Source organism: Bacillus sp. D48C, from assembly GCF_053345735.1.
Genome location: NZ_JBKFAQ010000002.1, coordinates 81,088 through 106,063, shown reverse-complemented (window position 1 = coordinate 106,063; position 24,976 = coordinate 81,088). Strand labels below are relative to the sequence as shown.

At 32.3% G+C, this 24,976-nt stretch carries 29 protein-coding genes and 4 pseudogenes; 24 read left to right on the top strand and 9 right to left on the bottom strand.

Annotated elements, in window-relative coordinates:
• Positions 1 to 67 precede the first annotated feature (67 nt).
• Both ACLBXA_RS05630 and ACLBXA_RS05625 read right to left on the bottom strand, forming a co-directional pair.
• Positions 68 to 1,528: a sensor histidine kinase gene (locus ACLBXA_RS05630; RefSeq protein WP_001084893.1), complete on the bottom strand. Its 1,461-nt coding sequence runs from the start codon at positions 1,526 to 1,528 to the stop codon at positions 68 to 70.
• Positions 1,521 to 2,186 (bottom strand): response regulator transcription factor, encoded by a 666-nt coding sequence (locus tag ACLBXA_RS05625; protein WP_000800727.1) that lies wholly within the window; start codon positions 2,184 to 2,186, stop codon positions 1,521 to 1,523. The genes ACLBXA_RS05630 and ACLBXA_RS05625 overlap by 8 nt, the downstream gene beginning before the upstream one ends.
• 461 nt (positions 2,187 to 2,647) lie before the next feature.
• Here ACLBXA_RS05625 and ACLBXA_RS05620 point away from each other — a divergent pair, with 461 nt between their 5' ends.
• From ACLBXA_RS05620 to ACLBXA_RS05605, 4 genes are all read left to right on the top strand, one after another.
• A complete protein-coding gene (locus ACLBXA_RS05620; protein ID WP_000895697.1) occupies positions 2,648 to 3,397 on the top strand; it encodes an HAD family hydrolase in 750 nt (249 codons plus the stop codon).
• Positions 3,398 to 3,527: 130 nt separating this feature from the next.
• The gene (locus ACLBXA_RS05615) at positions 3,528 to 3,896 is read left to right on the top strand and encodes a DUF4180 domain-containing protein (RefSeq protein ID WP_000351862.1); all 369 of its coding nucleotides are present in this window, start codon (positions 3,528 to 3,530) and stop codon (positions 3,894 to 3,896) included.
• 108 nt (positions 3,897 to 4,004) lie between these two features.
• On the top strand, positions 4,005 to 4,508 hold the full coding sequence (locus ACLBXA_RS05610) for a MepB family protein (protein ID WP_001058784.1): 504 nt from the start codon (positions 4,005 to 4,007) through the stop codon (positions 4,506 to 4,508).
• A 139-nt stretch (positions 4,509 to 4,647) separates the two neighbouring features.
• Entirely contained in the window at positions 4,648 to 5,415 is a 768-nt protein-coding gene (locus ACLBXA_RS05605; protein WP_242297086.1) for an arylamine N-acetyltransferase family protein, read from the top strand.
• Between the two features lie 20 nt (positions 5,416 to 5,435).
• Here ACLBXA_RS05605 and ACLBXA_RS05600 read toward each other — a convergent pair.
• A pseudogene (locus ACLBXA_RS05600) lies at positions 5,436 to 5,640 on the bottom strand (hypothetical protein).
• Positions 5,641 to 5,667: 27 nt separating this feature from the next.
• Between ACLBXA_RS05600 and ACLBXA_RS05595 the strand changes: the two are divergent.
• From ACLBXA_RS05595 to ACLBXA_RS05580, 4 genes are all read left to right on the top strand, one after another.
• Positions 5,668 to 6,321: a YdeI/OmpD-associated family protein gene (locus ACLBXA_RS05595; protein ID WP_000110860.1), complete on the top strand. Its 654-nt coding sequence runs from the start codon at positions 5,668 to 5,670 to the stop codon at positions 6,319 to 6,321.
• A 126-nt stretch (positions 6,322 to 6,447) separates the two neighbouring features.
• Complete coding sequence (locus ACLBXA_RS05590; RefSeq protein ID WP_000844384.1) at positions 6,448 to 7,563, top strand: NAD(P)/FAD-dependent oxidoreductase; 1,116 nt, start codon at positions 6,448 to 6,450, stop codon at positions 7,561 to 7,563.
• Between the two features lie 216 nt (positions 7,564 to 7,779).
• Positions 7,780 to 8,220: an NUDIX hydrolase gene (locus ACLBXA_RS05585; RefSeq protein ID WP_001202619.1), complete on the top strand. Its 441-nt coding sequence runs from the start codon at positions 7,780 to 7,782 to the stop codon at positions 8,218 to 8,220.
• A 377-nt stretch (positions 8,221 to 8,597) separates the two neighbouring features.
• A complete protein-coding gene (locus ACLBXA_RS05580; RefSeq protein ID WP_000026523.1) occupies positions 8,598 to 9,257 on the top strand; it encodes a serine/threonine protein kinase in 660 nt (219 codons plus the stop codon).
• A 278-nt stretch (positions 9,258 to 9,535) separates the two neighbouring features.
• Here the strand turns inward: ACLBXA_RS05580 and ACLBXA_RS05575 are convergent, their stop codons facing one another.
• Together ACLBXA_RS05575 and ACLBXA_RS05570 are read right to left on the bottom strand one after the other, a co-directional pair.
• Positions 9,536 to 9,874: a glycosyl transferase gene (locus ACLBXA_RS05575; RefSeq protein ID WP_015945808.1), complete on the bottom strand. Its 339-nt coding sequence runs from the start codon at positions 9,872 to 9,874 to the stop codon at positions 9,536 to 9,538.
• Positions 9,875 to 9,924: 50 nt separating this feature from the next.
• Positions 9,925 to 10,296, bottom strand: a complete 372-nt coding sequence (locus ACLBXA_RS05570) for a glycosyl transferase (RefSeq protein ID WP_447617134.1) — start codon at positions 10,294 to 10,296, stop codon at positions 9,925 to 9,927.
• 763 nt (positions 10,297 to 11,059) lie between these two features.
• On the opposite strand from ACLBXA_RS05570, the gene ACLBXA_RS05565 reads away from it, so the two are divergent.
• Positions 11,060 to 12,229 carry a serine hydrolase domain-containing protein gene (locus tag ACLBXA_RS05565; protein WP_447617133.1) on the top strand — a complete coding sequence of 390 codons (1,170 nt, stop codon included), beginning with the start codon at positions 11,060 to 11,062 and terminating at the stop codon, positions 12,227 to 12,229.
• 215 nt (positions 12,230 to 12,444) lie between these two features.
• On the opposite strand, the gene ACLBXA_RS05560 is transcribed toward ACLBXA_RS05565, so the two are convergent.
• Both ACLBXA_RS05560 and ACLBXA_RS05555 read right to left on the bottom strand, forming a co-directional pair.
• Positions 12,445 to 12,624 (bottom strand): hypothetical protein, encoded by a 180-nt coding sequence (locus tag ACLBXA_RS05560; RefSeq protein WP_000026312.1) that lies wholly within the window; start codon positions 12,622 to 12,624, stop codon positions 12,445 to 12,447.
• A 91-nt stretch (positions 12,625 to 12,715) separates the two neighbouring features.
• The gene (locus ACLBXA_RS05555; RefSeq protein ID WP_000587696.1) at positions 12,716 to 12,973 is read right to left on the bottom strand and encodes a hypothetical protein; all 258 of its coding nucleotides are present in this window, start codon (positions 12,971 to 12,973) and stop codon (positions 12,716 to 12,718) included.
• A 135-nt stretch (positions 12,974 to 13,108) separates the two neighbouring features.
• Here ACLBXA_RS05555 and ACLBXA_RS05550 point away from each other — a divergent pair, with 135 nt between their 5' ends.
• The 4 genes from ACLBXA_RS05550 (at position 13,109) to ACLBXA_RS05535 (ending at position 16,353) form a co-directional block, all read left to right on the top strand.
• The gene (locus ACLBXA_RS05550; RefSeq protein WP_447617132.1) at positions 13,109 to 14,539 is read left to right on the top strand and encodes a PQQ-dependent sugar dehydrogenase; all 1,431 of its coding nucleotides are present in this window, start codon (positions 13,109 to 13,111) and stop codon (positions 14,537 to 14,539) included.
• A gap of 187 nt (positions 14,540 to 14,726) precedes the next feature.
• Entirely contained in the window at positions 14,727 to 15,299 is a 573-nt protein-coding gene (locus ACLBXA_RS05545; protein WP_001079230.1) for a hypothetical protein, read from the top strand.
• A 32-nt stretch (positions 15,300 to 15,331) separates the two neighbouring features.
• Positions 15,332 to 15,895, top strand: a complete 564-nt coding sequence (locus ACLBXA_RS05540; RefSeq protein ID WP_000185962.1) for a GNAT family N-acetyltransferase — start codon at positions 15,332 to 15,334, stop codon at positions 15,893 to 15,895.
• A gap of 77 nt (positions 15,896 to 15,972) precedes the next feature.
• Positions 15,973 to 16,353, top strand: coding sequence for a nucleotide excision repair endonuclease (locus ACLBXA_RS05535; RefSeq protein ID WP_001048947.1), 381 nt, complete (start codon positions 15,973 to 15,975; stop codon positions 16,351 to 16,353).
• Positions 16,354 to 16,410: 57 nt separating this feature from the next.
• Here the strand turns inward: ACLBXA_RS05535 and ACLBXA_RS05530 are convergent, their stop codons facing one another.
• Positions 16,411 to 16,617 carry a hypothetical protein gene (locus tag ACLBXA_RS05530; protein WP_000265474.1) on the bottom strand — a complete coding sequence of 69 codons (207 nt, stop codon included), beginning with the start codon at positions 16,615 to 16,617 and terminating at the stop codon, positions 16,411 to 16,413.
• 132 nt (positions 16,618 to 16,749) lie between these two features.
• On the opposite strand from ACLBXA_RS05530, the gene ACLBXA_RS05525 reads away from it, so the two are divergent.
• From ACLBXA_RS05525 to ACLBXA_RS05505, 5 genes and pseudogenes are all read left to right on the top strand, one after another.
• Positions 16,750 to 17,529: an undecaprenyl-diphosphate phosphatase gene (locus ACLBXA_RS05525; protein ID WP_001104289.1), complete on the top strand. Its 780-nt coding sequence runs from the start codon at positions 16,750 to 16,752 to the stop codon at positions 17,527 to 17,529.
• An 82-nt stretch (positions 17,530 to 17,611) separates the two neighbouring features.
• Positions 17,612 to 18,934 (top strand): FAD-dependent oxidoreductase, encoded by a 1,323-nt coding sequence (locus ACLBXA_RS05520; RefSeq protein ID WP_000483453.1) that lies wholly within the window; start codon positions 17,612 to 17,614, stop codon positions 18,932 to 18,934.
• A 63-nt stretch (positions 18,935 to 18,997) separates the two neighbouring features.
• Complete coding sequence (locus ACLBXA_RS05515) at positions 18,998 to 19,525, top strand: GNAT family N-acetyltransferase (RefSeq protein WP_000409250.1); 528 nt, start codon at positions 18,998 to 19,000, stop codon at positions 19,523 to 19,525.
• Positions 19,526 to 19,541: 16 nt separating this feature from the next.
• Positions 19,542 to 20,063 (top strand): YfiT family bacillithiol transferase, encoded by a 522-nt coding sequence (locus ACLBXA_RS05510; RefSeq protein ID WP_000999062.1) that lies wholly within the window; start codon positions 19,542 to 19,544, stop codon positions 20,061 to 20,063.
• A gap of 1 nt (position 20,064) precedes the next feature.
• Positions 20,065 to 20,552 (top strand): annotated as a pseudogene (locus ACLBXA_RS05505) (GNAT family N-acetyltransferase).
• A gap of 121 nt (positions 20,553 to 20,673) precedes the next feature.
• On the opposite strand, the gene ACLBXA_RS05500 reads toward ACLBXA_RS05505, so the two are convergent.
• The gene (locus ACLBXA_RS05500) at positions 20,674 to 21,051 is read right to left on the bottom strand and encodes a PH domain-containing protein (RefSeq protein WP_000522474.1); all 378 of its coding nucleotides are present in this window, start codon (positions 21,049 to 21,051) and stop codon (positions 20,674 to 20,676) included.
• A 179-nt stretch (positions 21,052 to 21,230) separates the two neighbouring features.
• Between ACLBXA_RS05500 and ACLBXA_RS05495 the strand changes: the two genes are divergently transcribed.
• The 6 genes and pseudogenes from ACLBXA_RS05495 (at position 21,231) to ACLBXA_RS05470 (ending at position 24,906) form a co-directional block, all read left to right on the top strand.
• Entirely contained in the window at positions 21,231 to 22,082 is an 852-nt protein-coding gene (locus ACLBXA_RS05495) for a patatin-like phospholipase family protein (RefSeq protein ID WP_000789281.1), read from the top strand.
• Between the two features lie 12 nt (positions 22,083 to 22,094).
• Positions 22,095 to 22,471 (top strand): annotated as a pseudogene (locus ACLBXA_RS05490) (YxiJ-like family protein).
• Positions 22,472 to 22,751: 280 nt separating this feature from the next.
• Positions 22,752 to 23,117 (top strand): hypothetical protein, encoded by a 366-nt coding sequence (locus ACLBXA_RS05485; protein WP_000800304.1) that lies wholly within the window; start codon positions 22,752 to 22,754, stop codon positions 23,115 to 23,117.
• 109 nt (positions 23,118 to 23,226) lie between these two features.
• Positions 23,227 to 23,640 (top strand): annotated as a pseudogene (locus ACLBXA_RS05480) (hypothetical protein); the annotation flags it as partial.
• A 39-nt stretch (positions 23,641 to 23,679) separates the two neighbouring features.
• Positions 23,680 to 24,087, top strand: a complete 408-nt coding sequence (locus ACLBXA_RS05475) for a DnaJ family domain-containing protein (RefSeq protein WP_001070924.1) — start codon at positions 23,680 to 23,682, stop codon at positions 24,085 to 24,087.
• A gap of 78 nt (positions 24,088 to 24,165) precedes the next feature.
• Positions 24,166 to 24,906, top strand: coding sequence for a YwqG family protein (locus tag ACLBXA_RS05470; RefSeq protein ID WP_447617131.1), 741 nt, complete (start codon positions 24,166 to 24,168; stop codon positions 24,904 to 24,906).
• Positions 24,907 to 24,976 lie beyond the last annotated feature (70 nt).

Sequence of the window (24,976 nt, the reverse complement as noted above, 5' to 3'; positions counted from 1 at the left end):
GAAAAGCCTGTTAATAAGTTTATACTTACTACAAAAACAAATAAACTCGTCCTATTTAAAGGAGAGTTTATTTGTTTTTATGTTTAGATAGCGGAATACTCATGCAAAATTGCACACTATGTTCCATATTTTTTATTGAATACTTTATATCTAACGTTTCAAGAATTTGTTTAACAATATATAGCCCCAAACCACTTCCTCCAGTATTTCGATTCCTTGATTTTTCAATTCGATAAAATGGTTTGAAAATTTGTTGAATATCTTCATCTTTAATATTGATACCTGTATTTATAATTTTCATTTCGATTTGATCTTGTTTAGAATTCTCTCTTAACTTTATATAGACTTTTTCATTATGTGGTGAATACATAACCGCATTGTGGATAATATTTTTGCATGCTTTTTCTAAAAGAGCACAATCTGTATAAATAGAAAGGTCAGAATCAAATTCTTTTATTATTTCGATACTTTTTTGAGAAGCAAAAAATTCGAGATCTTTTGTGATTGTACCTATTAACTTTGAAGGATTAACTTCCTCTACTTTTAGTTTGAAGGTGTGTTGTTCTAATTTCGATACGCTTAAAATTTCACGAACTAATTGTTCCATACTTTCAATAATTTGATGATTTTTCTTTAAATATTGATCACGATTTTGATAAGGGCCAATATTGTATATCATCCCTTCTAAGTATCCTTTCATTACAGTAAGAGGGGACTTTAATTCATGTGCTACAATCGCAAAAAACTCTCTGCGTTTTGTTTCTATTTCTCTTTCTTTTTCAATATCATTTTTTAATTGTTCATTTGCTTTTTTTAAATCAAACATAGCTTGTTGTAAGTTAATAGACATGTCATTCAAACTATTAGACAATTCTCCTAACTCATCTGTAGAGCGAACCTCAATTTTTTCGGAGAAATCTAAATTTGCCATCTTTTGTGCACCTTCATTAATATAAATAAGTGGCTTTGTAATAAACCTGGAATAAAAATAAGCACTTCCTATACCAATAATGAGCACAATGATACTAATATAGGGGAGAAATCGTACTAAAACCTGTGAAGCTTCATCAATCGGTTGAAATGTAGCAAAGACTATAAGTGTTAAACTACCATCTTGGAATTGAATTGGTTTCGTAACGTTATATGAATTGCTAAGGGTACTTGCATTCTCGAATCGTGTTGCTTTAGTAACTACTGTTTTTTGCGTACCACTTTGAATAAAAGAAAATGAAGGAGAGTAAATAATTACTCCTTCTTTATTTTGAAGGTAAAGCATCGCATTATTTTTTTTTGCGTATTCATCAAAAAGTGGTATCGCATCTTGAAACGTAAGATTTTTAGACTTATCAATGATTTCGTTTATCCCTGTTTGAAGTTGATCTGTTTTATATTGCTCATAAAACGTAGGGAGAAAGAAGTATAAAGTTAAATAAATCAATACTGCAAAGGATAACAAAATGAGAGATGTAGTCATAAAGAGTTTATAAGTAATTTGCTTCATCTTCATGAGTTTCACAATACTATTCATCAATTTTATAACCAATACCCTTTATTGTTTTAATATAAGGGATAGCTAATTTTTTGCGTAGGTTTTTAATATGTGTATCAATTATTCGTGTTTCTCCAAAATAATCGTACCCCCAAACCTTCTCTACGATATTTTCTCTTGTAAGTACTTTTCTCTCATTTTGAAATAGTAGTTGTAGAATTTCAAACTCTTTTGTCGTTAATATAATTTCAACATCATTTACATAGACTCTATATGCATCCACATCGATACGAACTTCTTTAAATATCAAATGATTATTTACATTTTTATCATAACTTCTTCTAAGTACAGCTTCGACTCGTCTAATCAAAACATGAAATGAAAAGGGTTTTGTTATATAATCATCGATCCCAAGATCGAATCCTTTCATTTGATCTTCCTCTTCTTCCAACGCAGTTAGCATAATAATTGGTACGTTTGACTGACTTCGAATCATTTTAGAAACTTCAAACCCATTAAGATTGGGCATCATGACATCTAGGAGAATTAAATCAAAGGATTGCTTATTAAATTGTGTCATACCCTCTAGTCCATCTGAAGCGACTACCACTGTATAATGCTGTGTCATTAAAAATTGTTTAATTAATTCCTGAATTTCTTGATCGTCCTCTACCACGAGAATATGATAGTTTTTCATAATATCACCTCTGGTAGTCATTATAGCCGTACTATCTGGAGTTTATGTGGAGATACAGTAGTAAACTTCATAGGACGTTTACTACCAAAAAGTATTATTAGCTATATTACTTTTTTATGGAGAAATAATTGATTAAAAAACTTATCGTATGAATTGATGTATGAATAATATTTACGAAAAACTAATGTATAATAATGTGAATTGTATGTAATTTCTTAAAATTTGTGAAAATATACTTGTACTTCTTTACCAAAAGAGGGAAAGGAATTTTAATATAGAAGAAGCTACAGTAATACTAGAGTGTGTGCCAAGAACTTTGGATTTCTCTCATCTAGTTTCTATTTAATCGTTAATCACTACATAACAATGTTCTGGCTAAACCAAAAGTTTAAAGGTACAAACTTGGAGAGATTTATATAATGTTAGAAAGGTTGTGAAATGATTTGAAGTGTTATAAAGGTATGCTGTTTGATTTAGATGATACCTTACTTGATAGGGATAAGGCAGTAGCGGCATTATTTTTAATTGTTTTAGAAAAGTGTTATGAAAATGTAGATGGTGCGGCTAAAAGCAACATGTTACAGAAATTCAAAGAATACGATAAAAGAGAATATGGCATAAGTAATAAAACGACAGTTTTAGAATCATTGTTTGATGAATTCACGCCGAAGTATAGATTGCCACGCAATTATATCCAAGATTTTTGGAATAATAATTTCCCTAGATGTTTTTCAATAGACCAAAATACTATTCATTTCTTAAATCAAATAAAGAAGCACTTTAAAGTTGGAATTATAACAAATGGCTCAACTCAGAGGCAAAAAGCTAAAATATTTAACACGAATTTAAATAGGTATTTTGAAACAATCATTATTTCTGAAGAAGTGGGATTTAGTAAACCTGATAAACGTATATTCGAACTAGCGTTAAATAAGCTAAATTTACAGCCGGAAAATACTTTATTTGTTGGGGATGACTTAGAAAAGGATATTGCTGGTCCTCAAAATATAAATATAAAAGGTGTGTGGTTTAACCCTCAAAAAATCAAGAATACTACCAAAATACAACCATATGCCGAGATTAACACTTTGGATAGTTTGTTAAGTTATGTTACTCCACAATATTTTTATAACAAGTACAATATTTTTATAACAAGTAAAAGCAATTTCATATATATATTCAAAAATATAAAAAAGAGAAACTATCATTAATTTCATTAACCGTATTAGTAATAAAGAATAGAGGCGATTTTAATAGCTGCGGCTAATTTAATCTATGATTAATACGAAGTTTTGTAAAACAATTTTACTCATACGGTGCACATTATAAAGGGGTGGGACTATGGACATAAAGAAAGTAGTAATCGATGGAATCAATATTGCGGTCATTAGAAACGATAAGGTATTAATATCGGATGTTCAGTCTGCATTAGATACTATGGCAACAGTTCAATACGAGGTAGATGCGAAGCATATTATTATCCACAAGTCATTAATAAGTGAAAGCTTCTTTGATTTAAAAACACGTCTTGCGGGTGATATCCTTCAAAAGTTTATAAACTACAAGGTAAAGATTGCTATCATTGGGGATTTCTCTATTTACACTAGTAAAAGCTTAAAAGACTTTATTTATGAATGTAATAAAGGGAATGACATTTTTTACTTAGCAACTGAGCAACAAGCAATTGAAAAACTAAGTACATTAAAGTAAAAATTATATCCTGCTAAATTCCCCCATTTCACTTAGTTCATGATTATATACGATATAGAAGAACTGATGTTTGTGGTAAACTAAGAGATGAATAAAGGGGGAGTTTTTTTGAACAATTTTAATGATACGATCCGAAATTTAAATAATATAGTTTACCAACCTAACAATTTAATGATTACGAATCTAAAAGAAGAAAAGCAAAACGCAGAATATGCAGGATGTTTATTCCACTTAAATAACAAAACCATTCGTTTTAGAAAATCAAAAGTTACTCCTAATAAAATTGGTCAATTTGTTTCTTTTTGGGAGAAAGATGACAATATGCAAAATCAAGCATTTTCTTATGACGCTGCTCCTGATTTATTAGTTATTACTTGTATAGATGATCATAAACTAGGACAATTCATTTTGCCTAAAGAGATTCTTCTTAAGGAAAAAATCTTGAGAACACAAAATCAAAAAGGCAAGATGGCTATGAGGATTTATCCTATATGGGATAAGCCTGTTAGCAATCAAGCTAAAAAGAGCCAAATGTGGCAACTTCAGTATTTTGTTGATTTAAGCGATTGTAATAATTTACCTATAGACAAACTATTAAATTTGTATTTGTAGCTTCTTATCTTTAGTGATCTTGTCGGTTAGACTTTTTGTACCGGTACAGTTACATAAAATGTACGTTGTTACAGTACCCCTTAAAACTTACAATCAGCATATATTATTTAAACTTATAAAATTTTAAGGGGTGCTAAATATGACAAGTTTACAAGATCAGCTTTTCGCAAGATTAAATCTTAAAAAACGTAATGAAGTAACGTTTGAAGAATTACCTACTATACTCTTTTCATTTGCACATACTATACCATTTGAGAATTTAGACGTTATAGCACAAAATACGAATCAAATCTCTCTGGAAAACTTACGAGAGAAAATTTTAACTAGTTCCCGTGGTGGACTTTGCTACGAATTAAACACCCTTTTTTACTATTTCTTAAAAGACTGTGGCTATGATGTACAACTGGCATTAGGTACGGTTTATAAAAATGATATAAATGCATGGGCACTTGAGGATGGCCATATAACAATTATTTTAACTTATGCTAATGCACAGTATTTAATTGATGTAGGTATAGCTTCATTAGTACCTCTTGTTCCTGTACCTTTTACTGATGAGTCTGTTTCTTCAAAGAATGGGTCGTACCGGGTGAGACGAAAAGATACGAGTAAAGGAAATTATGTTTTAGAAAGAATAGATGCTGAAGGAGAATGGAAAGTTTGTCATGCCTTTTATAAACATATTATTGATGAGATAGTAGTAAACGATGTTCAAAGAAGAGTAATAGAAGATGAGAAATCTATTTTTAATAAGGGACCAATTGCAGTGAAATTGACGGACTCTGGGCATGTCTCTTTAACGAATAATAGTGTAACTGAAATTATTTATGGAGCAAAAACTAAGCGTGAGGTTACAGAAGAGCAATATAGAGAGCTTTTATATACTTTATTTGCTATTAAGTTATGAATAATAAAGATAGCCGGTACTTAATCAGAGGCGGCTATCTTTATTATTTTTTGGTGTAAATGGTTTTCGTCTAATATGTTTCGGAAACTGCGGTATAGTTAATGTTTCCTCAGTTTCTTCATATGTATGAAAAACTGGTTCTTTTGCAGCAGAATAATATGATTTAAAGTTTGATTTTCTTAATACATATAATACACTAGAACAGTACGAAAAAGTATGTACAATGAATTTTGAATGTAAAGGAAGATTATTATGTCAGTTATTGATAAATTGAAACTTAATAAGTATACAAATATGGTCGTAATTAACGAACCAAGTAATTATGACATTTTTACAGGTAAAGAAACTGTATTCTCAAAAGAACACGATGCTATCTTTATATTTGTAGAAACGCTTGATGAAATGGTGAAACAAACGAATTTTATTATTAGTAATGAAGAATTACTAATTGAAAAAGGTTACGTGTTCTTCGCATATCCGAAAAAAGGTAATGCTCGTTATAGTACGTTTATTCACCGTGATGAGATGTTTCCGGCATTAAACGTTGGAGAAGATGGTTATGTGGGAGAAAGCAATATTAAATTTGCACGAATGGTAAGTATGGATGAAGTCTTTACTGTTGTAGGTTTAAAACGTGAAAAGAAAAAAACAATGAAAACATCTGCTATGAGTCAATGTGTTGCCGATTATGCAGATCGAATTAAAGATGTTGAAGCATTATTAACAAATCACCCGAATGAACTTAAGTTTTATCAAAGTTTAACGCCTGGATATCAGAAAGATTGGGCACGTAATCTTTTTTCTGTAAAACAAGAAAAAACACGTGAAAAACGTCTAGAGAAAATGATAGAAATCCTTTCACAAGGTTATAAAACAATTGAATTATTCCGTAAGAAGAAAAAATAATGATTAAGAAAGTCACAATGCTGCAACAATTAATTGTGATGAGTACATTGAAAAAAGCATTCCTTCCATTATACTAAGGAATGTTCTTATATTTATATAATTAGCAAAAGAGAAAAGGTGTTTGAAATGAAATCGTATATTGTAGTTGGATCTGGAATTTTAGGAGCATCTACTGCTTATCATCTTGCTAAGGCAGGTGCGAATGTTACTATCGTGGATCGCCAACAATTAGGGCAAGCAACTGATGCAGGAGCAGGTATTGTATGTCCATGGCTATCACAGCGTCGTAATAAAGCATGGTATAAAATCGTTAAAGGCGGTGCACGTTACTATTCTTCGTTAATTCAGCAATTAGAAGAAGACGGTGAAACTGACACAGGATATAATCGTGTAGGTGCAATTAGTTTACATACTGACGAGAAAAAGTTAGATCAAATGGAAGAGCGAGCTTATAAACGACGTGAAGATGCCCCAGAGATTGGTGAAATAACTCGCTTATCAGCTGAAGAAACAAAAAAATTATTCCCAGCATTATCAGACGAATATAGTTCTGTTCATATTAGTGGTGCTGCACGAGTAAATGGAAGATTATTACGCAATGCGTTAATAAGTGCTGCGAAAAAACATGGTGCAACTTTTATAAAAGGCGATGCCATATTAGTCCGTGAAGGAAATCATATTACTGGAGTTACAGTAAACGATGAAACAATTTTAGCAGAAAAGGTTATTGTAACTGCAGGCGCATGGGCGAATGAAATCTTGAACCCATTAGGAATTAATTTCTTAGTTACATTCCAAAAAGGACAAATTGTTCATCTGCAAATTGAAAATACAGCAACAGAAAATATGCCAGTTGTTATGCCACCGAACGATCAATATATTTTAACGTTTGACAATGGGCATGTCGTAATTGGTGCAACACATGAGAATGATACTGGTTTCGATCATCGTGTAACAGCAGGTGGTTTACATGAAGTATTCCATAAGGCATTAACAGTTGCGCCTGGCTTAGAAAATGCTACAATGCTTGAAACGAGAGTTGGATTCAGACCATTTACACCAGGATTCTTACCTGTTATCGGACCGCTACCTAACTTTGAAGGAATTCTCGTTGCGAATGGATTAGGAGCTTCGGGTTTAACAGCTGGTCCATATCTAGGAGCGGAACTTGCTAAACTAGCGCTCGGACAAACGATTGAATTAGATTTAAATGATTATGATGTTGCTGGCGCAATTGAATAATATAGGGTACTGCTAACATTTAGGAAAAACCATGCTAAACAAATTCGACAAGAAATAAACAGTTTTTCCTCTGTTAAGAGTAAGCCTGTTTATGAAAAATAAAATTATTTAAAAATAGAGGGCCGACATTATAAACCTGCATTAATAATGTAGAATTGTGATGTCGGCTCTTTATTCATATTGCTTTAAAACTTATTTTCGAGAGGAGGTTAAGTAATGAGAGCGCCATATCAAGTATTGATATTTCCTTATATAAAAACTGTCGATTCTATTCAATATGCCATTTTTAACCGAAGTGATTATGGTTATTGGCAAGGAATAGCTGGTGGCGGAGAAGACGGTGAGATTCCTATTGAATCAGCAAAACGGGAAGCATTTGAAGAGGCTGGTATTACAAGAGAATGTCCATATATACAATTAGATTCTGTGTCTTCACTATCAGTAGAAGATGTAGTTGGAGGATTCCTTTGGGGAGAAGAGGTTTATGTAATAAAAGAATTTTCTTTTGGAGTTAAAGTCCCTACAAAAAACATATCATTATCTAAAGAACACTTCAATTATAAATGGTTATGCTTTGAGGAAGCAGTAACGTTTTTGAAATGGGATAGCAACAAAACAGCATTGTGGGAATTAAACAAAAGACTATTAAAACAATAAAAGTTTTAGCTAACAAAGATAGTATTGGAACAAGAATGGAACCATTAACAAACCTTTGCTACACTTCTAAACAGTGTTTTAGATTATAAAATAGAGTAATATAGATTTGGTATGGGTAATGAACTAAGAGAACTTGCACTAAGAAAAGCCCTATACAGTTGCCTGTGAAAAAATGAAAATAGTTAGAAATATTTTTATGTTGTACAGTTTTTGGCTATGAATAGCGGAATAAATATTAAGTATTCAACAGTTCAAATAGAACGAGTCATCTTTTTATTTTAAGAAGAAAGATGACTCGTTTTATGCTAAAATTCGCTTAGTGTATATTTTCGTTAAAATGTGGGTGGGCCCCTTTTAGCAAAACCGGAGTGGGAATGATGAGTATAAATAGTTTTGTGGGATTAATAAAGGACGAATTATTAAAAGAGGTAAGCATACGAAGTGAGGATGAATTCGAGCCTGTAGTAGTTAAAGATATTCCTAGACTTTGGAAGTGTTTAGGGACAGGTAATTATGCCGCAGTATTCATGCACAGAGAATACAAAGATTGGGTAGTGAAAGTTTACGTGCGAGAAGGAGAAGGAATTGAAAAAGAGTCAGAAGCATACCGAAGAATTGGAAATCATCCTTCTTATTCAAAGCTTATATATAAAGGAGAAAATTTCATAGTATTGAAACGTTTAAAAGAAATTACTTTATACGATGCTATTCATAAGGGGATTAAAATTCCTAAGCAGGTAATACTTGATATCAATGAGGCTTTGGAGTATGCGAGGGAACAAGGGTTAACTCCTTGTGATGTTCACGGGAAAAATGTGATGATGGAAAAAGGAAGGGGATATGTGGTCGATGTATCTGATTTCTTAAAAACAAAAGAAGATAGTAAGTGGAGAGACCTAGAAAAGGCATATTTCACCTTTTATTTTCCTTTCATTTATAAATTGCCTTTCCCCGTTAAAATACCGTATTTTATGTTAAACATTGTTAGACGTTCGTACAGAAAATATAAGAAGCTTAAAAAGAAATTCAAATTATAAAAGGACCACATATGTTCCCAAAAACGAGTTGAATTCACATAAATTACTGTAGAAAAATTTAAATTTTTGTTTAGGGGCTACTTCAAGACCTTAGCTTGCTGGGTATATGGTGCTACCCCATTACTATCAACTTAAGAATTGATAGTAATGGGGTATTTAATTTCTTATCTTGATGAGTATGGGATACTGCCAGCATTTCTTCTATCTTCTATATTCTTGTTGTAGGGTGTTATAAAATTCTTAAGTTAATAGGCCTTGAGTGGCATACAATAGCAGAATTAACGAGTAAATGTAACAATCTCATCAACAGCTTTGATATAACCACCTGCCTCACAGAATGATTGACTAATTTTTTTGGCATTCTCTTTGTAAATCGAATGCTGCAACACTTCATTAACGGCATGTTTTAAATCCTCAGCCAATAATTGCTGGATATTTAACATAAATCCTGCGCCATAAAGTGATTCACTTGTGCTATTCATTCCACAATGACTAATAAATACATCCGCTTGGCGCAGTATATCTAATTGTGGAAGATAATTACCAACAATAAAATTATCAGGTATATCTCCTAGCTGCTCCACTGTTAATTGTTTGCCTATACTAAGCTTTCGCATTGAGATCTTTTAAACCGACGAAACATTTTTGATAGAATTCAGGCTGATTATTAATTATGGTTCCCATAGAAATATGCAACCCATTTTCCAGGTAAAGACTGTGCATCATAGAGGATGTAATCGTATGTTTCTTTGGAGGTTTCTTCAAAAATGGAATCAGTAATTCTTTCCATAGCATGAAGGAAGTGTAATAAGTACTCTTGAGGATGGGAAGTCATAACATTCATAGTTTCCGAAAGCTCTCTTTGTGCCTCTTGATTGATGGGACGGAATTGTGCACCTGCTTTTTTGATTTTTTCTTCAAAATCATTTGATGAATAATAGACAATGTTGTCTCCACGTTGTACTAAATCATGTACTAATCCTAATGTTGGATTTAAGTGTCCTTCTCCACCTATATTGATGTAAAGTGCTTTTTTCATCTTTATCCCCTCCAGTAAATTTGATATCGTAAAATGTAAACGATTTTTTATTTTGTTTGAATTATAACGAACGAAGTGAATAAATGTCTATTTTAATTTTTGAATATTCTTAATTTTTAGAGGGTATTTTATTTAGATAACTTGATGGATGTGGCGAGACCCCACATCCATCAAGTTAAGAAAAAGAAACACCCCAAAAAACAAAAAAATGAGATGACTTCTCAAAGTAACTAACTGTAGAGAAAGAAAAATTTCATTTAGTGGGTACTTCAAAACCTTAGCTTAATTGCGATGGGTTCACCATATCAAAACAAGAAAATTGTGCGTATAGACATATTTTTCAACCGCTTCCTGTACGTTAAGGGAATCGTTATTTTTTTAAAGTTTTTTTATTATGAAATTCAAAATAACTAATTATAATAGGTGAAAAAATAATCAATAGTTGGGTTACGGAAAGGATTCGAATTTACATTCTTTCTCAATACATATTATGGATAAATAAAGTAAAATATGGGTTAGGGTTATGTCTCATGTTGTGTTAATACTAACAATAACTAAGGGTACATAATATGCTTTCATACCTTTGAATAATTTTGTTATAGGAGGGATGGAGATTTAAATGGCTCAAATTGTTGGTATTGATAAATACCTTTGTACTGGGGCTTTAATCTATATGCATGAGGGTCTTTCCCTAAGTCTTGTTAGGAAGTAAGGAACAGCAAGCAAACACTTATACAATATGAATAGAGGAGAGGAATGCCTTATGAAAATACGTAGTCAAATTACATGTGCAAGTTTGGCCCTTTTAATAGTTGGAAGTTCCCTGTTATATACAACACCAACCTCAATTATAAAAGCAGAGCCCACTCAAAATGTATCTAGTTCGTTACAAACAAATACGCAACGAGATCATACTTCCGTCAAGCAAGCAATGCGGGATACATTGCAACTTGGATACCCGGGGATACTTGCTAAAACTTCTGAGGGTGGAAAAACGTGGGGGTATGCCGCTGGAATAGCGGATCTGAGAACCAAGAAACCAATGAAAACAGATTTTCGCTTTCGCATTGGGAGTGTGACGAAGACGTTCACCGCAACAGTTGTACTTCAATTAGCTGGAGAGAATCGCCTGAAGCTAAACGACTACATCGAAGACTGGTTGCCTGGTGTCATTCAAGGAAATGGATATGATGGTAACAAGATTACTATCCGGCACATATTGAACCATACAAGTGGTATCGCTGAATACTCAAGGTCAAAAGACGCTGATTTTACGGATACAAAAAAATCGTATACGGCTGAAGAGTTAGTGAAGATGGGGGTTTCTCTGCCTCCAGACTTTGCTCCAGGAAAGGGCTGGTCTTATTCAAACACAGGATACGTATTACTGGGCATTCTTATTGAAAAAGTAACTGGAAACAGCTATGCGGAAGAGGTTGAAAATCGAATTATTGAACCACTTGAATTGTCGAATACATTCCTACCAGGCAACTCAAGTGTTATTCCAGGCACTAACCATGCCCGTGGATATGTCCAACCAGATGGAGCAAGTGAGCTAAAAGACGTTACTTATTATAACCCAAGTGCAGGTAGCTCTGCTGGAGATATGATTTCTACTGCTGACGACTTAAACAAATTCTTCTCTTACTTGCTCGGTGGCAAATTACTGAAAGAACAGCAACTAAAACAAATGCTTACTACAGTTCCTACAGGAAAAGAAGGAATCGATGGATATGGTCTTGGAATCTATGAAACTAAGCTTCCAAGCGGTGTCTCGATATGGGGACACACAGGTGGCATTCTAGGGTTTACTACTCTTGTTGGAGGTAAACTTGGAGGCAAGCATACGTTGGTCGTCAATTGGAATAGTTTGGGTAGAATTGGCAGTCCTAATCCTTTTAAAAAAATTTTACTTGCTGAATTTAGCAAGTAGGAAAAAAGGAGAAATTTATCGTAATTTTCATAGTTAAAAATATACTTTTCTGGTTCAAAAGCCCCAACTTATTTTCAAGAAAAATTTGGGGCTTTTTTTGTTTTGGTGGCATTTATTCTTAAGTTGATGGATGTGTGGTGCTACTCCAAAATAAAAAGATTAGGAGTGAATCCTAATCTTTTTATTTATACATATTTTTGTTATGAATATCACTATCAATTCCAAAACGGGATATTTTGAATAAAAGAAACCGTTAAAATAAGTGTTGATACGGAACCAGCAGTTACTAAAGTTACTATTTTTCGTCCATTCTGTTCTTTTGAAGGTTTTATAAGTTCTGTAATTAACACAATCCATATTATGATAGAGATTATTGAAATAATATTTATAGACATATGTAACACATCCCTTCTTGTTTTCACATAAATATTTCTGCTTTTATAAAATAAAAGCAATTTAACAAGAAAATATGTAACGCATTACAAATCAATATTTTCCTGTTAAACCACCTTTTTTAAATAGAAATACGACTGATAAAACGATAACAACAGCCTTCAAACTTCCCCAATATGGATAAATAGCATGATCTGTTAGACTAGCATATTGAAAAATATTCTCTAAACCGAAAATTCCTATCATGACTGCTAAAATGAATGAAGCTGATCCATACGTCCCGTTATGATAGAGGGTAAATAAATAGACTGCGAAAATTAGTGGTAAGATGATTTGTAGTACGATTATCATAGTTCGTCCCCCAGATTATTTATAATTATATTATATACAAAATTGTAATAAAAAGGAATACGACTTGTTTGATACTAACAGAACTACTCTAATCATATTCTTCTATAAAAAGAAGAAAAAGGGGTGTACAGTTAATTGACAAAAGTTAAAGTTAGTTTACGACCCATTGTTCATAATATAAATTTACCAACCGTATTGAAAACAACAATACTTCCAGGCGGATCGACCGAAAGACTATTTATCGCAACCCAATTAGGAGAGATTTTTTACATAGGGGACGGAGTTATAAAGACATTTTTAGATATTCGTCACCTAATTATTAAATTAGGTACATTTGAAGAAGGTGTTTCTAGTAGCGGTTATGATGAACGCGGATTGCTAGGACTTGCGTTCCATCCACAATTTTATCAAAATAGGTTATTTTATCTACATTATTCAGTAGCCGGAACTCAAGGGCCAGGTGCACTTTCTGAACAATTTAAACCTAATCCTTGTGACCCTAAAACATTAAATTTAAAGTGGGTTAATAGAAATACGCAATATGATCACATTGATACTGTGGAAGAATGGACTTTACAACCTAATGGTCAAGCTCAAAAGCGACGAACATTACTGAATGTAAGAAGACCATTTTTTAATCATAACGGAGTCAATAGTTTAAACTTTTCACCTGAGACTGGAAAACTTGTTTTTACAAATGGAGATGGCGGATCAGGTTATGATCCATTTAACTTAAGCCAAGATGATTTAGAAATAGCAGGTAAAATAATTGAAATCGATGTAAATAAAAATACATTTATAAATAACCCTCCTGTAGTTACACGCTTTAATGACCTTCCTTTATCTATACAAGAAACACTTACAGTAATTGCAAAAGGAGTACGTAATATAACCGGCATTTCATTTCAAAGGTTTTATAATCAATATATCAAATACACCGGAAATGTCGGACAGGATATTGTAGAGTCTATTTTTTCATTTGTTCAATATAAACCTATACCAGTTACAGAACTTGTTCAAATGCATTTTATGAGGTTAACTCCCAATCAAGATGGTTTTATCAATTTTGGGTGGCGAGGATGGGAAGGGGATTTACCTACTTCTTTTATACGACATTGTTCCGAAAATCAGACTTTGGATGAGAGAACAATAGTTTATTATGATGAAACAATACAAACTTCAGTGAAGCGTATTCTGCCTCTACTTAGTTATTTTCATAAAGATTTTAGAACCGATAAGTTTGGAGGAACTTCACTTACAGGAGTTCAGCCATATATGGGAAATGCAATTTCAAATTTAACGGGTAGCGTTGTTTTTACCGACCTTGCTAAGAAAGAAGATTCTCGACCGCCAGTTAAGGGTGTTTTAGCTTATACTAGAGCCGGTACAGACGGTAAACATGCTGACTTTCATGCTATTGAAACCAATTATGATTTTGGTACGCAAGCAGCTTATTATATGAGTTTAGGAACAAATTCGGCTCAAACTAGGTTATATTTAGGAGTTTACGGTTCTATGAAAGTAACTGATTTTAACAAAGGTACCATTTTTGAAATTATTCCTTGATACGATACAAATGCTCAGTCTAAAAACATAAGGAATTTATTCTGTTTCCAAAACGCAAGACTTAACTTGTCCCCCTAAAAATCTTCAATGTATTAGCATCTATTAACTTGGAGAAAGTAACTCATAAACCATATGTGTACGAATAATATAGAAAGTAATGAATGAGGTATCTTTAGGGGGTATTTTAATGAATCGTTTTGTACGTTATTGGTATCAACTGATGATAGAGCATGATATAAGCTTTGTTCATAAAAGAAACTTGTCCCTTGCGAATAAGTTAGTACTTACAGCTTTGATGAGTGCATTGGCCACCATGTTTCAAGCAGCGGGGAACTTAATTCCTGGTATAGGTTTGCTCATTAGTCCATTTTCGACATTGCCGATTTTTTTTGCTATTCTCTATTCTATTCGTGAGGGAATACTTTCTTATATTCTTACTATTTTTCTATTATTTATTATTGAGCCAAGTGAACTAATTGTCTTTCCTTTTACTACAGGCTTATTAGGTCTAGCCTTAGGACTAGCCTTTTTAAAATTCAAGAGGAGAATTTGGATTGTTTCCTTTTCAGCGACTTGTCTACTTATAGGGATTATGATCGTTCTCGATGTTTTCCGTTTTCCGGTACTTGGTCCTACTGTTCATACAACTATGGACATAAAAATTATTTTATCAATATTTATACTGAGCTTTCTATACTGCTGGATTTATGCAGGTTTTTGCAGAATAATGATGAATAGATTATGTAAAGTGTTGTATTGACAATGGCATAATGAAGATTGGAGAATGCATTCATGACTAACGTTGCAGTTAGAAGACCAAATTTGAATGATGTAGATGAACTATATTTATTTTTCCGGATAGTTATTACGAATACATACAAAAATGAAGGATTGTCACAATTATTGGATGACATAGAAAATGAAATTAACTCAAAAAAGCAGTATTTGAAAAGTGATTTTGATAGTAACGGAGAAAGTCGTTACTTTTTATTAGCAATTGATACAAGTAACGATAAAATCATTGGAACAATCGAAATTGGTCCAGCAAGTACATTGATTAATAGTTGTACAGGTGGTGTACTTAAAAATTTGTATGAAATAGGAACTGTATTCATACTTCCGGAGTATCAAAGAAAGGGAATAGGGAGTTTATTACTACATACAATGTTTCTTACATTACTTAGCAGAGGGATAACAGAATATTGTTTAGATAGTGGATATAAAAATGCGCAAAGTATATGGACGAAAAAGTTTGGAAAACCTAGCTATGTATTGAAAGATTACTGGGGCGAATCCAGTGATCATATGATTTGGAAGAACAATTTACATGATACACCTATAATATTTGAATTATAAAATGAAATATGCCTCTGAACATAGCTTTTCTTACTTATGTATGCTATTATTTATCTTTATAATAAAAGAGGACGTGAATGAACTTGATTAAAATTAGTATCCCTGAAGTTGATGTTACAATTACTGAACGTAAACAAGTTATTAAAGGAGACGAGCCAATCATTACTCCAATTAATGGATTTATCGATTTTCACTTGTTCCCTAGAGATAAAGGCGGCATTTTTATGTTTTACAATATTAATGACGAACTTCTTTTCGTAGGTAAAGCTCGTAAAATTAGACAACGTATTAAGAAGCATTTTGAAGATAATGTTTCACCAATTAAAAATCACCGTGATGAAGTATACCGCATTGATGCATGTATCGTAGAAGATCCAACAGAAAGAGAAATTTACGAAACATATATCATTAATGAATATAAAGCGAAATATAACGTTGATAAAGTATTCTACAAATAATGAACATTAATAAAAAACAATCCTAGCTAATATGCCAGGATTGTTTTTTATTTAGATTTATTCTTCATATCTTTCTCCTTTTTTCAAATGATTAGCCACAATAAAACAGAATATCCCTATAAATATAAGTACAATACCAAGCGTTTTATGTTTTCCCTCAAAGAAAGGAATATCTGAAATAACATTTGTCATACATAGTCCTAAAAATACAAGGATAGGGCCTACCCAAAGTAATACATTACCAAATTTTGTGTGCTTCCACATAATACCCCTCCTTAATTCTCTTTACATATATATCCATAAATTAAAAGTAAATTCATAGAGAAATATAGTTTTTTTCATATCGAAAATTTAACCCTCATATATTGGTACAAGCAAAAGAGAAAGGAGACCATCATGAATTGGTTAGAAGCTTTCATATTAGGTATAATTCAAGGTTTAACAGAATTTTTACCAATCAGTAGTACCGGACATCTTTATTTAGGAAGGCATTTATTTCAATTAGATAAAGCAGGCTTATTTTTAGATACGATGTTGCATATTGGGACTTTACTTGCAGTGTTTATTTATTACAAAAAAGAATTTATATATTTAATTAAAAACCCATTTTCAAAGCTCATGTTATTACTTATTGTTGGGACGATACCTGCAGTTGTTATTGGTTTATTGTTTAAAGACTTCTTTGAAGATATTTCAAAAACAGGAATCACGATCGGTTGGGAGTTTTTAGTGACCGGATTCTTTCTCTACATGGCAGATAAACAAAAGAATGGTCGTAAAAAAATGGATGACATCACATATAAAGACGCATTAATTATCGGTTCATTTCAAGCGGCTGCTATTTTCCCAGCGATTTCTCGTTCTGGTATGACAATCGTCGCTGCATTATGGAGGCAGTTAGACCGTGAAACTGCTGCTTACTTTTCTTTTTTATTATCAACGCCAGCCATTGTCGGAGCCATTATTTTGCAATTTGTAGACGTTTTTCAAGGGAAAGCAGAATCTATTTCTAGTACATCTTTAATTGTCGGAACGTTATCAGCAGCGTTTTTTGGATACATAGCCGTTTCATGGATGATTCAATATTTAAAACGTCAATCCTTAAAAGTATTCGCGTATTACGTATGGGGATTAGGTATTTTAATTTTAATGTTGCAATTTACTGATGTATTTTAAGTATAATGATAAAGAAGTTAATTAGTTTAAGATCCTGTTTCATTCATACAAGGCAGGATCTCTTTTTATTAAGGGGGAAAATATGTTTAATACGGCTATCGTTATTGGTGGAAGTGTGGCAGGAAAGTTTGCAGCAAAAGCATTATCAACTTCTTTTAAAGAAGTAATCATTATAGAAGCTGGTGAAAGATGGGATGGAAAGTCTTCGAGAAAAAGAGTTCCACAAAGTAATCATCCTCACGTGTTATTAAAAGGTGGAGAAAACGCAATTGAAGAATTGTTTCCTAATATTACGAACGAATTAATAGAAGCGGGTAGTATTATAAACAACTTTACGCGTGATTTGAAATGGCATCAATTCGGTCTATGGAAACAACCGTTCATAGGGGAAGTACATATGATTCAACAAAGTCGTCCTTTGCTAGAATGGCATATTCAAAAACGAATACATCAAATTTCAAATATTACTATTAAATATGAAACATTGGTTAAAGGGTTATTGGTAGATGCAAAGCTTAACAAAGTGTGTGGAGTAAAAGTTAAATATTTAGAGACAGACACACAAGAAGAAGTTCATGCAGATCTTGTAGTTGATGCGAGTGGATTTGGCTCAAAAAGTATAGAATGGCTACGAGAATACGAAATTGAAGTAAAAGAAGAGAAAGTTCGTATTGATTTATTTTACGCAACGAAAATGTTCAAACTTAAAGAAAATGAGGAGTTAGACTGTTGTAATATGCTAATGTCTCCGAGTTTCCCTGATAACCCTTATGGCGTTCTTATTCAAACGATAGAAGATAATCGTTATTTTGTTACTTTCAGTGGATACGCAAATGAGAAAGCACCACAAACAGATGATGAGTTTTATGATTTTGCTGAAAACCTATCAATTTCTAATGTTACAGACTTCCTAAACAAGGCTGAGGGAATTACTGATATAAAGACATACAAAATTCCTTATCAAGTACGCCGGCGATTTGATTTAGTGAATAATGTACCAGAAGGCTTATTAGTTGTTGGAGATGCGCAATGTCGTTTTGATCCCGTTTTCGGCCAAGGCGTATCAGTTGCTGCTATGGAGGCTCACCAGTTGCAATTACTTCTGCAAGGCAGAAAACAGCTTGATAAAACATTTACACAACAATTTTATAAAAAGACAGCTAATATAATAGAAACCCCTTGGGATATGACAACGACAGAAATATCACGTCACCCGCAGCTAAAGAGAGAATTAACTACAAAACAAAAATTTCAGCTATGGTATACGAAACAAATATATCGACTATCCGCAAGTAATTCTGATGTTTATATTCGATTAGTACGAGTGATGAATTTAATTCGTAGTCCATTTCATCTTTTTCATCCGAAAGTGCTACTATCTGTATTGCTTAATCGAAAGAAATAGCAGGAATATAATTGATTAAAAAAGAATGTATAACAGTTAGTAAATCAAGAAGGAGAATACGAGATGGAAATATACATAGAGCAACTAAAGAAACAAGATGTTAAGGATTTATTTACGTTTGAACTTACGAATAAATCTTTTTTTGAAACAATGGTACCAAATCGTGGCTCGAAATATTTTGAATTTGAATATTTCCAAAAACTACTAGACGATTTATTAATAGAACAAGCGGATGGAGATTCTTATTTTTATTTAATTCGTAATGAAGAAAAAGAAATTGTAGGGCGAATCAATTTAGTAGATATAGATACGGAAACTCGAATTAGTTCACTAGGGTATCGGGTCGGAGAAAAATTTACTAAAAAAGGAGTTGCAACAGCAGCCGTAAAATTAATTTTAGATGTAGCGAAAAATAATGAAATTACTGACATTTATGCTAAAACAACGACTAATAATCTCGCATCACAAATTGTACTAGAAAAAAGCGGATTTTCTTCTTATCAAAACGAATCAGATACAACATCTGTAGAATTAAATGGAGAACATGTGAAGTTTGTACATTATATTTGGAGAAATACTTCGCGCTTATAATAAGGAGGACTTATTCATGAATGATTTGCGTTATCCAATTGGCCAATTTACATACAAACGTCCTATAACGGAAGAAATGATTGATACATGGATTCAAGAAATTGAAGATTTACCTCATGAACTAACAAAGGCAATTAAAGATTTAGATCAGAAGCAGTTAGATACACCATATCGCGTTGGAGGTTGGACTGTACGCCAAGTAGTTCATCACGTCGTTGATAGCCATATGAATAGCTACATACGCTTTAAATTAGCACTGACAGAAAAGAATCCAACTATTAAGCCGTATAAAGAAGAGAAGTGGGCAGAGTTACCCGATTCAAAATTACCGGTAGATGTTTCACTAGTAATGCTAGATTCATTACATAAAAGATGGGTTAACCTTTTATATTCTCTAGAAATTGAAGATTTAGAAAAGACATTTAACCATCCTGAAACTGGTGAAACAAAACTTGCTGTTGCAATAGGACTATACGCATGGCATGGTCGTCATCATACCGCTCATATTACTTCTTTAAGAAAGCGTCTAAATTGGTAACATGGATATTATATTAGAGAAGGCGACAGAAACTGATGTAGAAGTTATATTTCAAATGCAAATAGACTCATTTAGCCCTTTATTACATAAATATAAAGACTATAATATAAAGACTATGAAACAAATCCAGCAAATGAAACTATCGAAAAAACTATTTGTAGAATAAATCAAGTAAACGGTGGCTTCTATAAAATAATAGTGGATATGAATCTTGTTGGAGCGATATGCATTTCACAAAAAGAAACACCCTCTAAATTTTGGATCAGTCCAATGTTTATTCATCCGGGTTATCAAGGAAAAGGAATTGCTCAAAAGGTGATTACATTAATTGAGGAAATGTTTCCTGAAGCAACGAGCTGGGAACTTGCTACTATTTTAGAAGAAGAGAAAAATTGTTTTTTGTATGAAAAGATGGAGTATAAAAGAACAGAAGTTATAAAGAAATTAAATGATAAAACTACACTTATTTATTACAAAAAAGAAAGGTAAAGCATATAAAACACGCTTTACCTTTTTATGTTATTTTAGATTAAATATACAAAAATGATGTATTTTCTTCCAAAATACTCGGGTTAGTAATTTCTGAAATGAATAAAAATACAAGAAACCACTACTTTGTCGTATATGTCACTAACGCTTTTTGAATGCTTAAAATACTATCGTCACCTTTAAATTCTTTCGTAATTGGATCCTCCATACTAGACACCCAAATTTTAAGTTCTGCATCTAAATCAAAATGCCCAGCCGTTTCGATGCTATATTGTGTAATACTTTTATAAGGAATAGAATGGTATTCTGTTTTTTTGCCGGTTACTCCTTGTTTATCTACTAAAATAAGTCGACGATTTGTAAATACGATTAGATCACGAATTAATTTATAAGCATGCTCTACTTTTTCATCGTCTAGCATAATCTTCTCTAAATCACGTTCTACACTTTCAGAACTCGTATTTGATGCATTTCCTAAAATACCGCTAAATAAACCCATATTAAATTCCTCCTTTAATATATGTGGAATGAATTACTTATATTGTAACATGTTACTCACAAAGATATTATGACATTACTTTGGTAGTTTCTGGTTATTGTTGTAATTAGTTTATATAACCTCATCTTAAAATCTTGTGCTAATATGAAATTAAGAAAAAAGAAGCAGAGGGATATAACATGAAGAATATCGGTTTAGTATTAGAGGGCGGAGGAATGAAAGGTTTATATACTGCAGGTGTACTCGAATATTTCATGGAAAAGAACTTATTCTTTCCGTATGTAGTCGGCGTATCAGCTGGAGCCTGTATGGGGGCAACCTATTTGTCACGTCAAAAAGGGAGAAATAAGAAAGTAAATACAGAACTAGTATCAGATTACAGGTATATATCTTATCGAAATTTAATTCGAAAACGTGAATTATTTGGGATGGACTTTTTATTTGATGAAGTACCTAATAAAATTGTCCCGTTTGATTTTCAAACTTTCTTAAACTGTAATGAACAATTTGTTATAGGGACGACTGATTGCGAATCAGGACGAGCTGTTTATTATAATAAAATAGAACATGGAAATGATATTTTAAAAATCATCCGTGCATCTAGCTCAGTTCCGTTTATAGCACCTGCTGTAGAATACGATAATCGTAAGTTGTTAGATGGAGGAATTATAGATCCTATTCCAGTTCTAAAAGCTCAAACTGATGGTTATGAAAAGAATGTAGTTATCATGACAAAACCAGAAGGATACGAAAAGCAGCGGAATAAATTTTTTAGACTGGCTAAAATTTTATATAGAAAATATCCGAATATCGCAGAATCTTTAGTAGAACATTATCGTTTTTATAATGAGACGATATCTTATATGAATCAAATAGAACAAAAAGACAACTTTTATGTCATTCAGCCTAGCGTACAGCTTCCAATAAGCGGAATAGAAAGAAATAAAGAGAAACTTGTTAATTTATATAACCTTGGCTATATAGATGCTCAATATCATTATGAAAACTTATTAAATTGGATAGAGAAATAAAGGAGGAGAAAGTTGAAGTTAGGAAAAAGGGTTATTTTTAATGAATTGCAGAAAATGCCTAGTCCGCTGTACAAACCGTTTCCTTATCGCGCTACAGCAAAATTGCAGCGAAACTTAGAAAGTAGATTTACCGAAGATAATTGTATAAACGCTGATTTTAATCATCATTGGATGCATACAGCAGCTACTTTAAATTCTGTACTAAATGGAAACGAAACGAACAGAACATTACGTTTCAACAAATAAAGTGGTTAAGAAAATCGTTTTTTGAGTGGTTTCCGCAATATCGTTTTCTAGAAACAGAAATTGTGAATTATCCCATTTTGTATAGAGATTTCATAAGTTATGAGAAGACCAGGAAGCTATTACTTTATTACCTTACTGAATAAAAGCGAAAACGTACAGGTTACATTACTTGTACGTTTTTTGTTCATAAAACATTCAATATTAACAATTAGTTTATATAGGAATTCTAATGAGAAGAAAGAAGTACATATAATAGAATGATACAGGGGAGGAGAGAGGAATAGCTGTTTTGCTTTAAGTTATTGTCCAACTCGAATACAGTTAGTTATTTATGTTAAAATATTTCGAGTGAAATCAAGCTTTTAAGGATTTCATTGAACATTAAACAAAACAAGTTAGCAACGTAGAAGGGATAACATTAACATGAAAAACGTATCAAATATAGATAAAGTAGAATCAATAAAATCTTTACAGTCAACAATTAGTAAACTTGAAAATGCCTTATCACAGATGACTCAAAAAGGATCAAATACTACTTTAGTGAAAAAAAGACTCAAAGCAGCTAGTATCGGCTTAGCTATGTTAGAAAGTGTTTGGAAGCAAGAAACTCATCATTATACTCAGGAAGATTTAGCAGAAGCTCGTAATGTTCTGATTGGTTTGCTTCCATCAATTGAAAAGATTTACGTTAAGTCAAAGCTTGGGAGTCCTCAAAGAACGCTTTTAGAAAGAAGAATAAAATCGTTTGAACTTTCTATTCAAGCAATAGACAATTATTCTAGTAAATAACTTATTTAAAGAGTCTTATTACAAAAGTGTAGCAAGACTCTTATATCATTCTATCAAAATTAAATATCCTTACTGCCACATTGCAGCAAAGGCAAAACATCTTGATCTACCTCATAATTATTCTCAAACTTCACATCTTCAAGAACATTTCATTGTCTTTAATAAAAATCCATGCATTAAGTAATCTTCAATCGCAAAAACACTCAATTATTTAATTTACGAAAATGGAATACCGCCATGTATTGCTGTAGATCATGTTAATCAGCTAGAAGAACTAACTTTTGAAAACGATATTCCTCGCATTGAAAATCAAATTTCATCTATAAATTCTAATGCAACTCAACTTCACTTTTATATGGTAGCAGGACAACTTGAAAACAAACCTCTTTTAACGGCCAATAATCACTTGTATAGAGCTTTAAAAGATAAAGGGTACAAAACCACTTATGAAGAGTTTCAAGACGGTCATGATAGCGTGTGAGGGTGAAAAAAGTTATTTGATGGATTGAAAGCTTTGAAATAGATAAAAACCACACTATAAAATAAAAAGGAGAGAAAATCTATGAATCAGGAAGAACTCGATAAAAAATTAAAGAAACAAGAGATTTTAGTAAAAGATGAAAAAGTTTGGTCGTATACGTATGAGGATCATATTAGTTCTATCGTTAAACAAGCAGAACAGAAAGGAGCTTTTGATAATTTACCTGGTAAAGGTAAACCTCTTAATCTCGATAAAGATCTTTCTTACAATCCTGAAAAGCAACTTTATAGAACTTTAGCAAATAATCATATTTTGCCTAGGTGGATTGAGCTTTCAAAAGAAATTGAAGATTTAAAAGAAAGACTAAAAGAAAATACAAATACGGCAGAAGCAGCGGAATTAATTCGAACTATCAATAAAAAGGTTTTAGAGCATAATTTACTTTGTCCGACAAGCGCGCAAAAAATGAGGGTGAAAATGGATTTTTAACGATTTTCAATTAAGCTATCGCTTACTATATAATTAAGTTAGGCATTTTCAATTCGTTACTAAAGGGAGGCAAATGTAGTGAAGAATACGTATCAACTTCAAATTCCGAAAGAACTAGAACAGTATCGTAGTATTTTAGAAGAAAGTGTGAAACCGTATGTTAAAGTGTCTGGAACATTAGCAGAGACAACGCTTTTTGAAAGTAAGTTTGGTGGTTATCCGTATTTACCTATAGATCAAGAGCATCCTAAAGACTCAAATGGACAACCTATGATGCTACTTGCGCAGTTAAACTTTGAAGAAATGCCGCATGTTGAATATATGCCTCAAAAGGGATTGTTACAGTTTTTCGTAAGTCCTGAAGAAGATCTTTTTGGAGCAGATTTTGATCATCCCACAAGCCAAAAAGACTTTCGAATTGTTTATCATTCTACAATCACAGCGGATTTAACTAAGGTGATTTTGGCATATCAACCAGTAACACCAAGAGATTATCGATTTGAAATGATTTTTAGTGATAACATTGATTGGGAAGAGATTGTTGATGAAGAAAATAATATAGAATTAGGCGAACTGTATGATGATTTATGTAAAGATCAAGGACATAAAATTGGTGGATATCCATTTTTCACACAGACAGATCCTAGAGAATGGGAAGAAAAATACCAGCAACATGACATATTATTGCTGCAAATCGATACAGACGATTCATTAAATATTATGTGGGGCGATTCTGGGGTTGCTAATTTCTTTATACGTAAGGAAGAGCTGTTAAATCTAGATTTTTCCAATGTCATTTACAATTGGGATTGTTACTAGAAGATATAAATAAATTAATAGCAAACAAAAAATCTTCCTGAAGGTGAGGAGGATTTTTTATGTTAAAAAT

Bases quoted from the DNA above. Each gene is read 5' to 3' on its own strand.
- ACLBXA_RS05595 (WP_000110860.1), top strand. From the start codon at position 5,668: ATGTCAGTTATTGATAAATTGAAACTTAATAAGTATACAAATATGGTC.
- ACLBXA_RS05495 (WP_000789281.1), top strand. From the start codon at position 21,231: ATGAAGAATATCGGTTTAGTATTAGAGGGCGGAGGAATGAAAGGTTTA.
- ACLBXA_RS05565 (WP_447617133.1), top strand. From the start codon at position 11,060: ATGAAAATACGTAGTCAAATTACATGTGCAAGTTTGGCCCTTTTAATA.
- ACLBXA_RS05615 (WP_000351862.1), top strand. From the start codon at position 3,528: ATGGACATAAAGAAAGTAGTAATCGATGGAATCAATATTGCGGTCATT.
- ACLBXA_RS05625 (WP_000800727.1), bottom strand. From the start codon at position 2,186: ATGAAAAACTATCATATTCTCGTGGTAGAGGACGATCAAGAAATTCAG.
- ACLBXA_RS05630 (WP_001084893.1), bottom strand. From the start codon at position 1,528: ATGAATAGTATTGTGAAACTCATGAAGATGAAGCAAATTACTTATAAA.
- ACLBXA_RS05520 (WP_000483453.1), top strand. From the start codon at position 17,612: ATGTTTAATACGGCTATCGTTATTGGTGGAAGTGTGGCAGGAAAGTTT.
- ACLBXA_RS05475 (WP_001070924.1), top strand. From the start codon at position 23,680: ATGAATCAGGAAGAACTCGATAAAAAATTAAAGAAACAAGAGATTTTA.
- ACLBXA_RS05515 (WP_000409250.1), top strand. From the start codon at position 18,998: ATGGAAATATACATAGAGCAACTAAAGAAACAAGATGTTAAGGATTTA.
- ACLBXA_RS05575 (WP_015945808.1), bottom strand. From the start codon at position 9,874: ATGCGAAAGCTTAGTATAGGCAAACAATTAACAGTGGAGCAGCTAGGA.
- ACLBXA_RS05535 (WP_001048947.1), top strand. From the start codon at position 15,973: ATGAACTTGATTAAAATTAGTATCCCTGAAGTTGATGTTACAATTACT.
- ACLBXA_RS05605 (WP_242297086.1), top strand. From the start codon at position 4,648: ATGACAAGTTTACAAGATCAGCTTTTCGCAAGATTAAATCTTAAAAAA.
- ACLBXA_RS05560 (WP_000026312.1), bottom strand. From the start codon at position 12,624: ATGTCTATAAATATTATTTCAATAATCTCTATCATAATATGGATTGTG.
- ACLBXA_RS05485 (WP_000800304.1), top strand. From the start codon at position 22,752: ATGAAAAACGTATCAAATATAGATAAAGTAGAATCAATAAAATCTTTA.
- ACLBXA_RS05570 (WP_447617134.1), bottom strand. From the start codon at position 10,296: ATGAAAAAAGCACTTTACATCAATATAGGTGGAGAAGGACACTTAAAT.
- ACLBXA_RS05580 (WP_000026523.1), top strand. From the start codon at position 8,598: ATGAGTATAAATAGTTTTGTGGGATTAATAAAGGACGAATTATTAAAA.
- ACLBXA_RS05530 (WP_000265474.1), bottom strand. From the start codon at position 16,617: ATGTGGAAGCACACAAAATTTGGTAATGTATTACTTTGGGTAGGCCCT.
- ACLBXA_RS05620 (WP_000895697.1), top strand. From the start codon at position 2,648: ATGCTGTTTGATTTAGATGATACCTTACTTGATAGGGATAAGGCAGTA.
- ACLBXA_RS05585 (WP_001202619.1), top strand. From the start codon at position 7,780: ATGAGAGCGCCATATCAAGTATTGATATTTCCTTATATAAAAACTGTC.
- ACLBXA_RS05555 (WP_000587696.1), bottom strand. From the start codon at position 12,973: ATGATAATCGTACTACAAATCATCTTACCACTAATTTTCGCAGTCTAT.
- ACLBXA_RS05510 (WP_000999062.1), top strand. From the start codon at position 19,542: ATGAATGATTTGCGTTATCCAATTGGCCAATTTACATACAAACGTCCT.
- ACLBXA_RS05540 (WP_000185962.1), top strand. From the start codon at position 15,332: ATGACTAACGTTGCAGTTAGAAGACCAAATTTGAATGATGTAGATGAA.
- ACLBXA_RS05525 (WP_001104289.1), top strand. From the start codon at position 16,750: ATGAATTGGTTAGAAGCTTTCATATTAGGTATAATTCAAGGTTTAACA.
- ACLBXA_RS05500 (WP_000522474.1), bottom strand. From the start codon at position 21,051: ATGGGTTTATTTAGCGGTATTTTAGGAAATGCATCAAATACGAGTTCT.
- ACLBXA_RS05590 (WP_000844384.1), top strand. From the start codon at position 6,448: ATGAAATCGTATATTGTAGTTGGATCTGGAATTTTAGGAGCATCTACT.
- ACLBXA_RS05545 (WP_001079230.1), top strand. From the start codon at position 14,727: ATGAATCGTTTTGTACGTTATTGGTATCAACTGATGATAGAGCATGAT.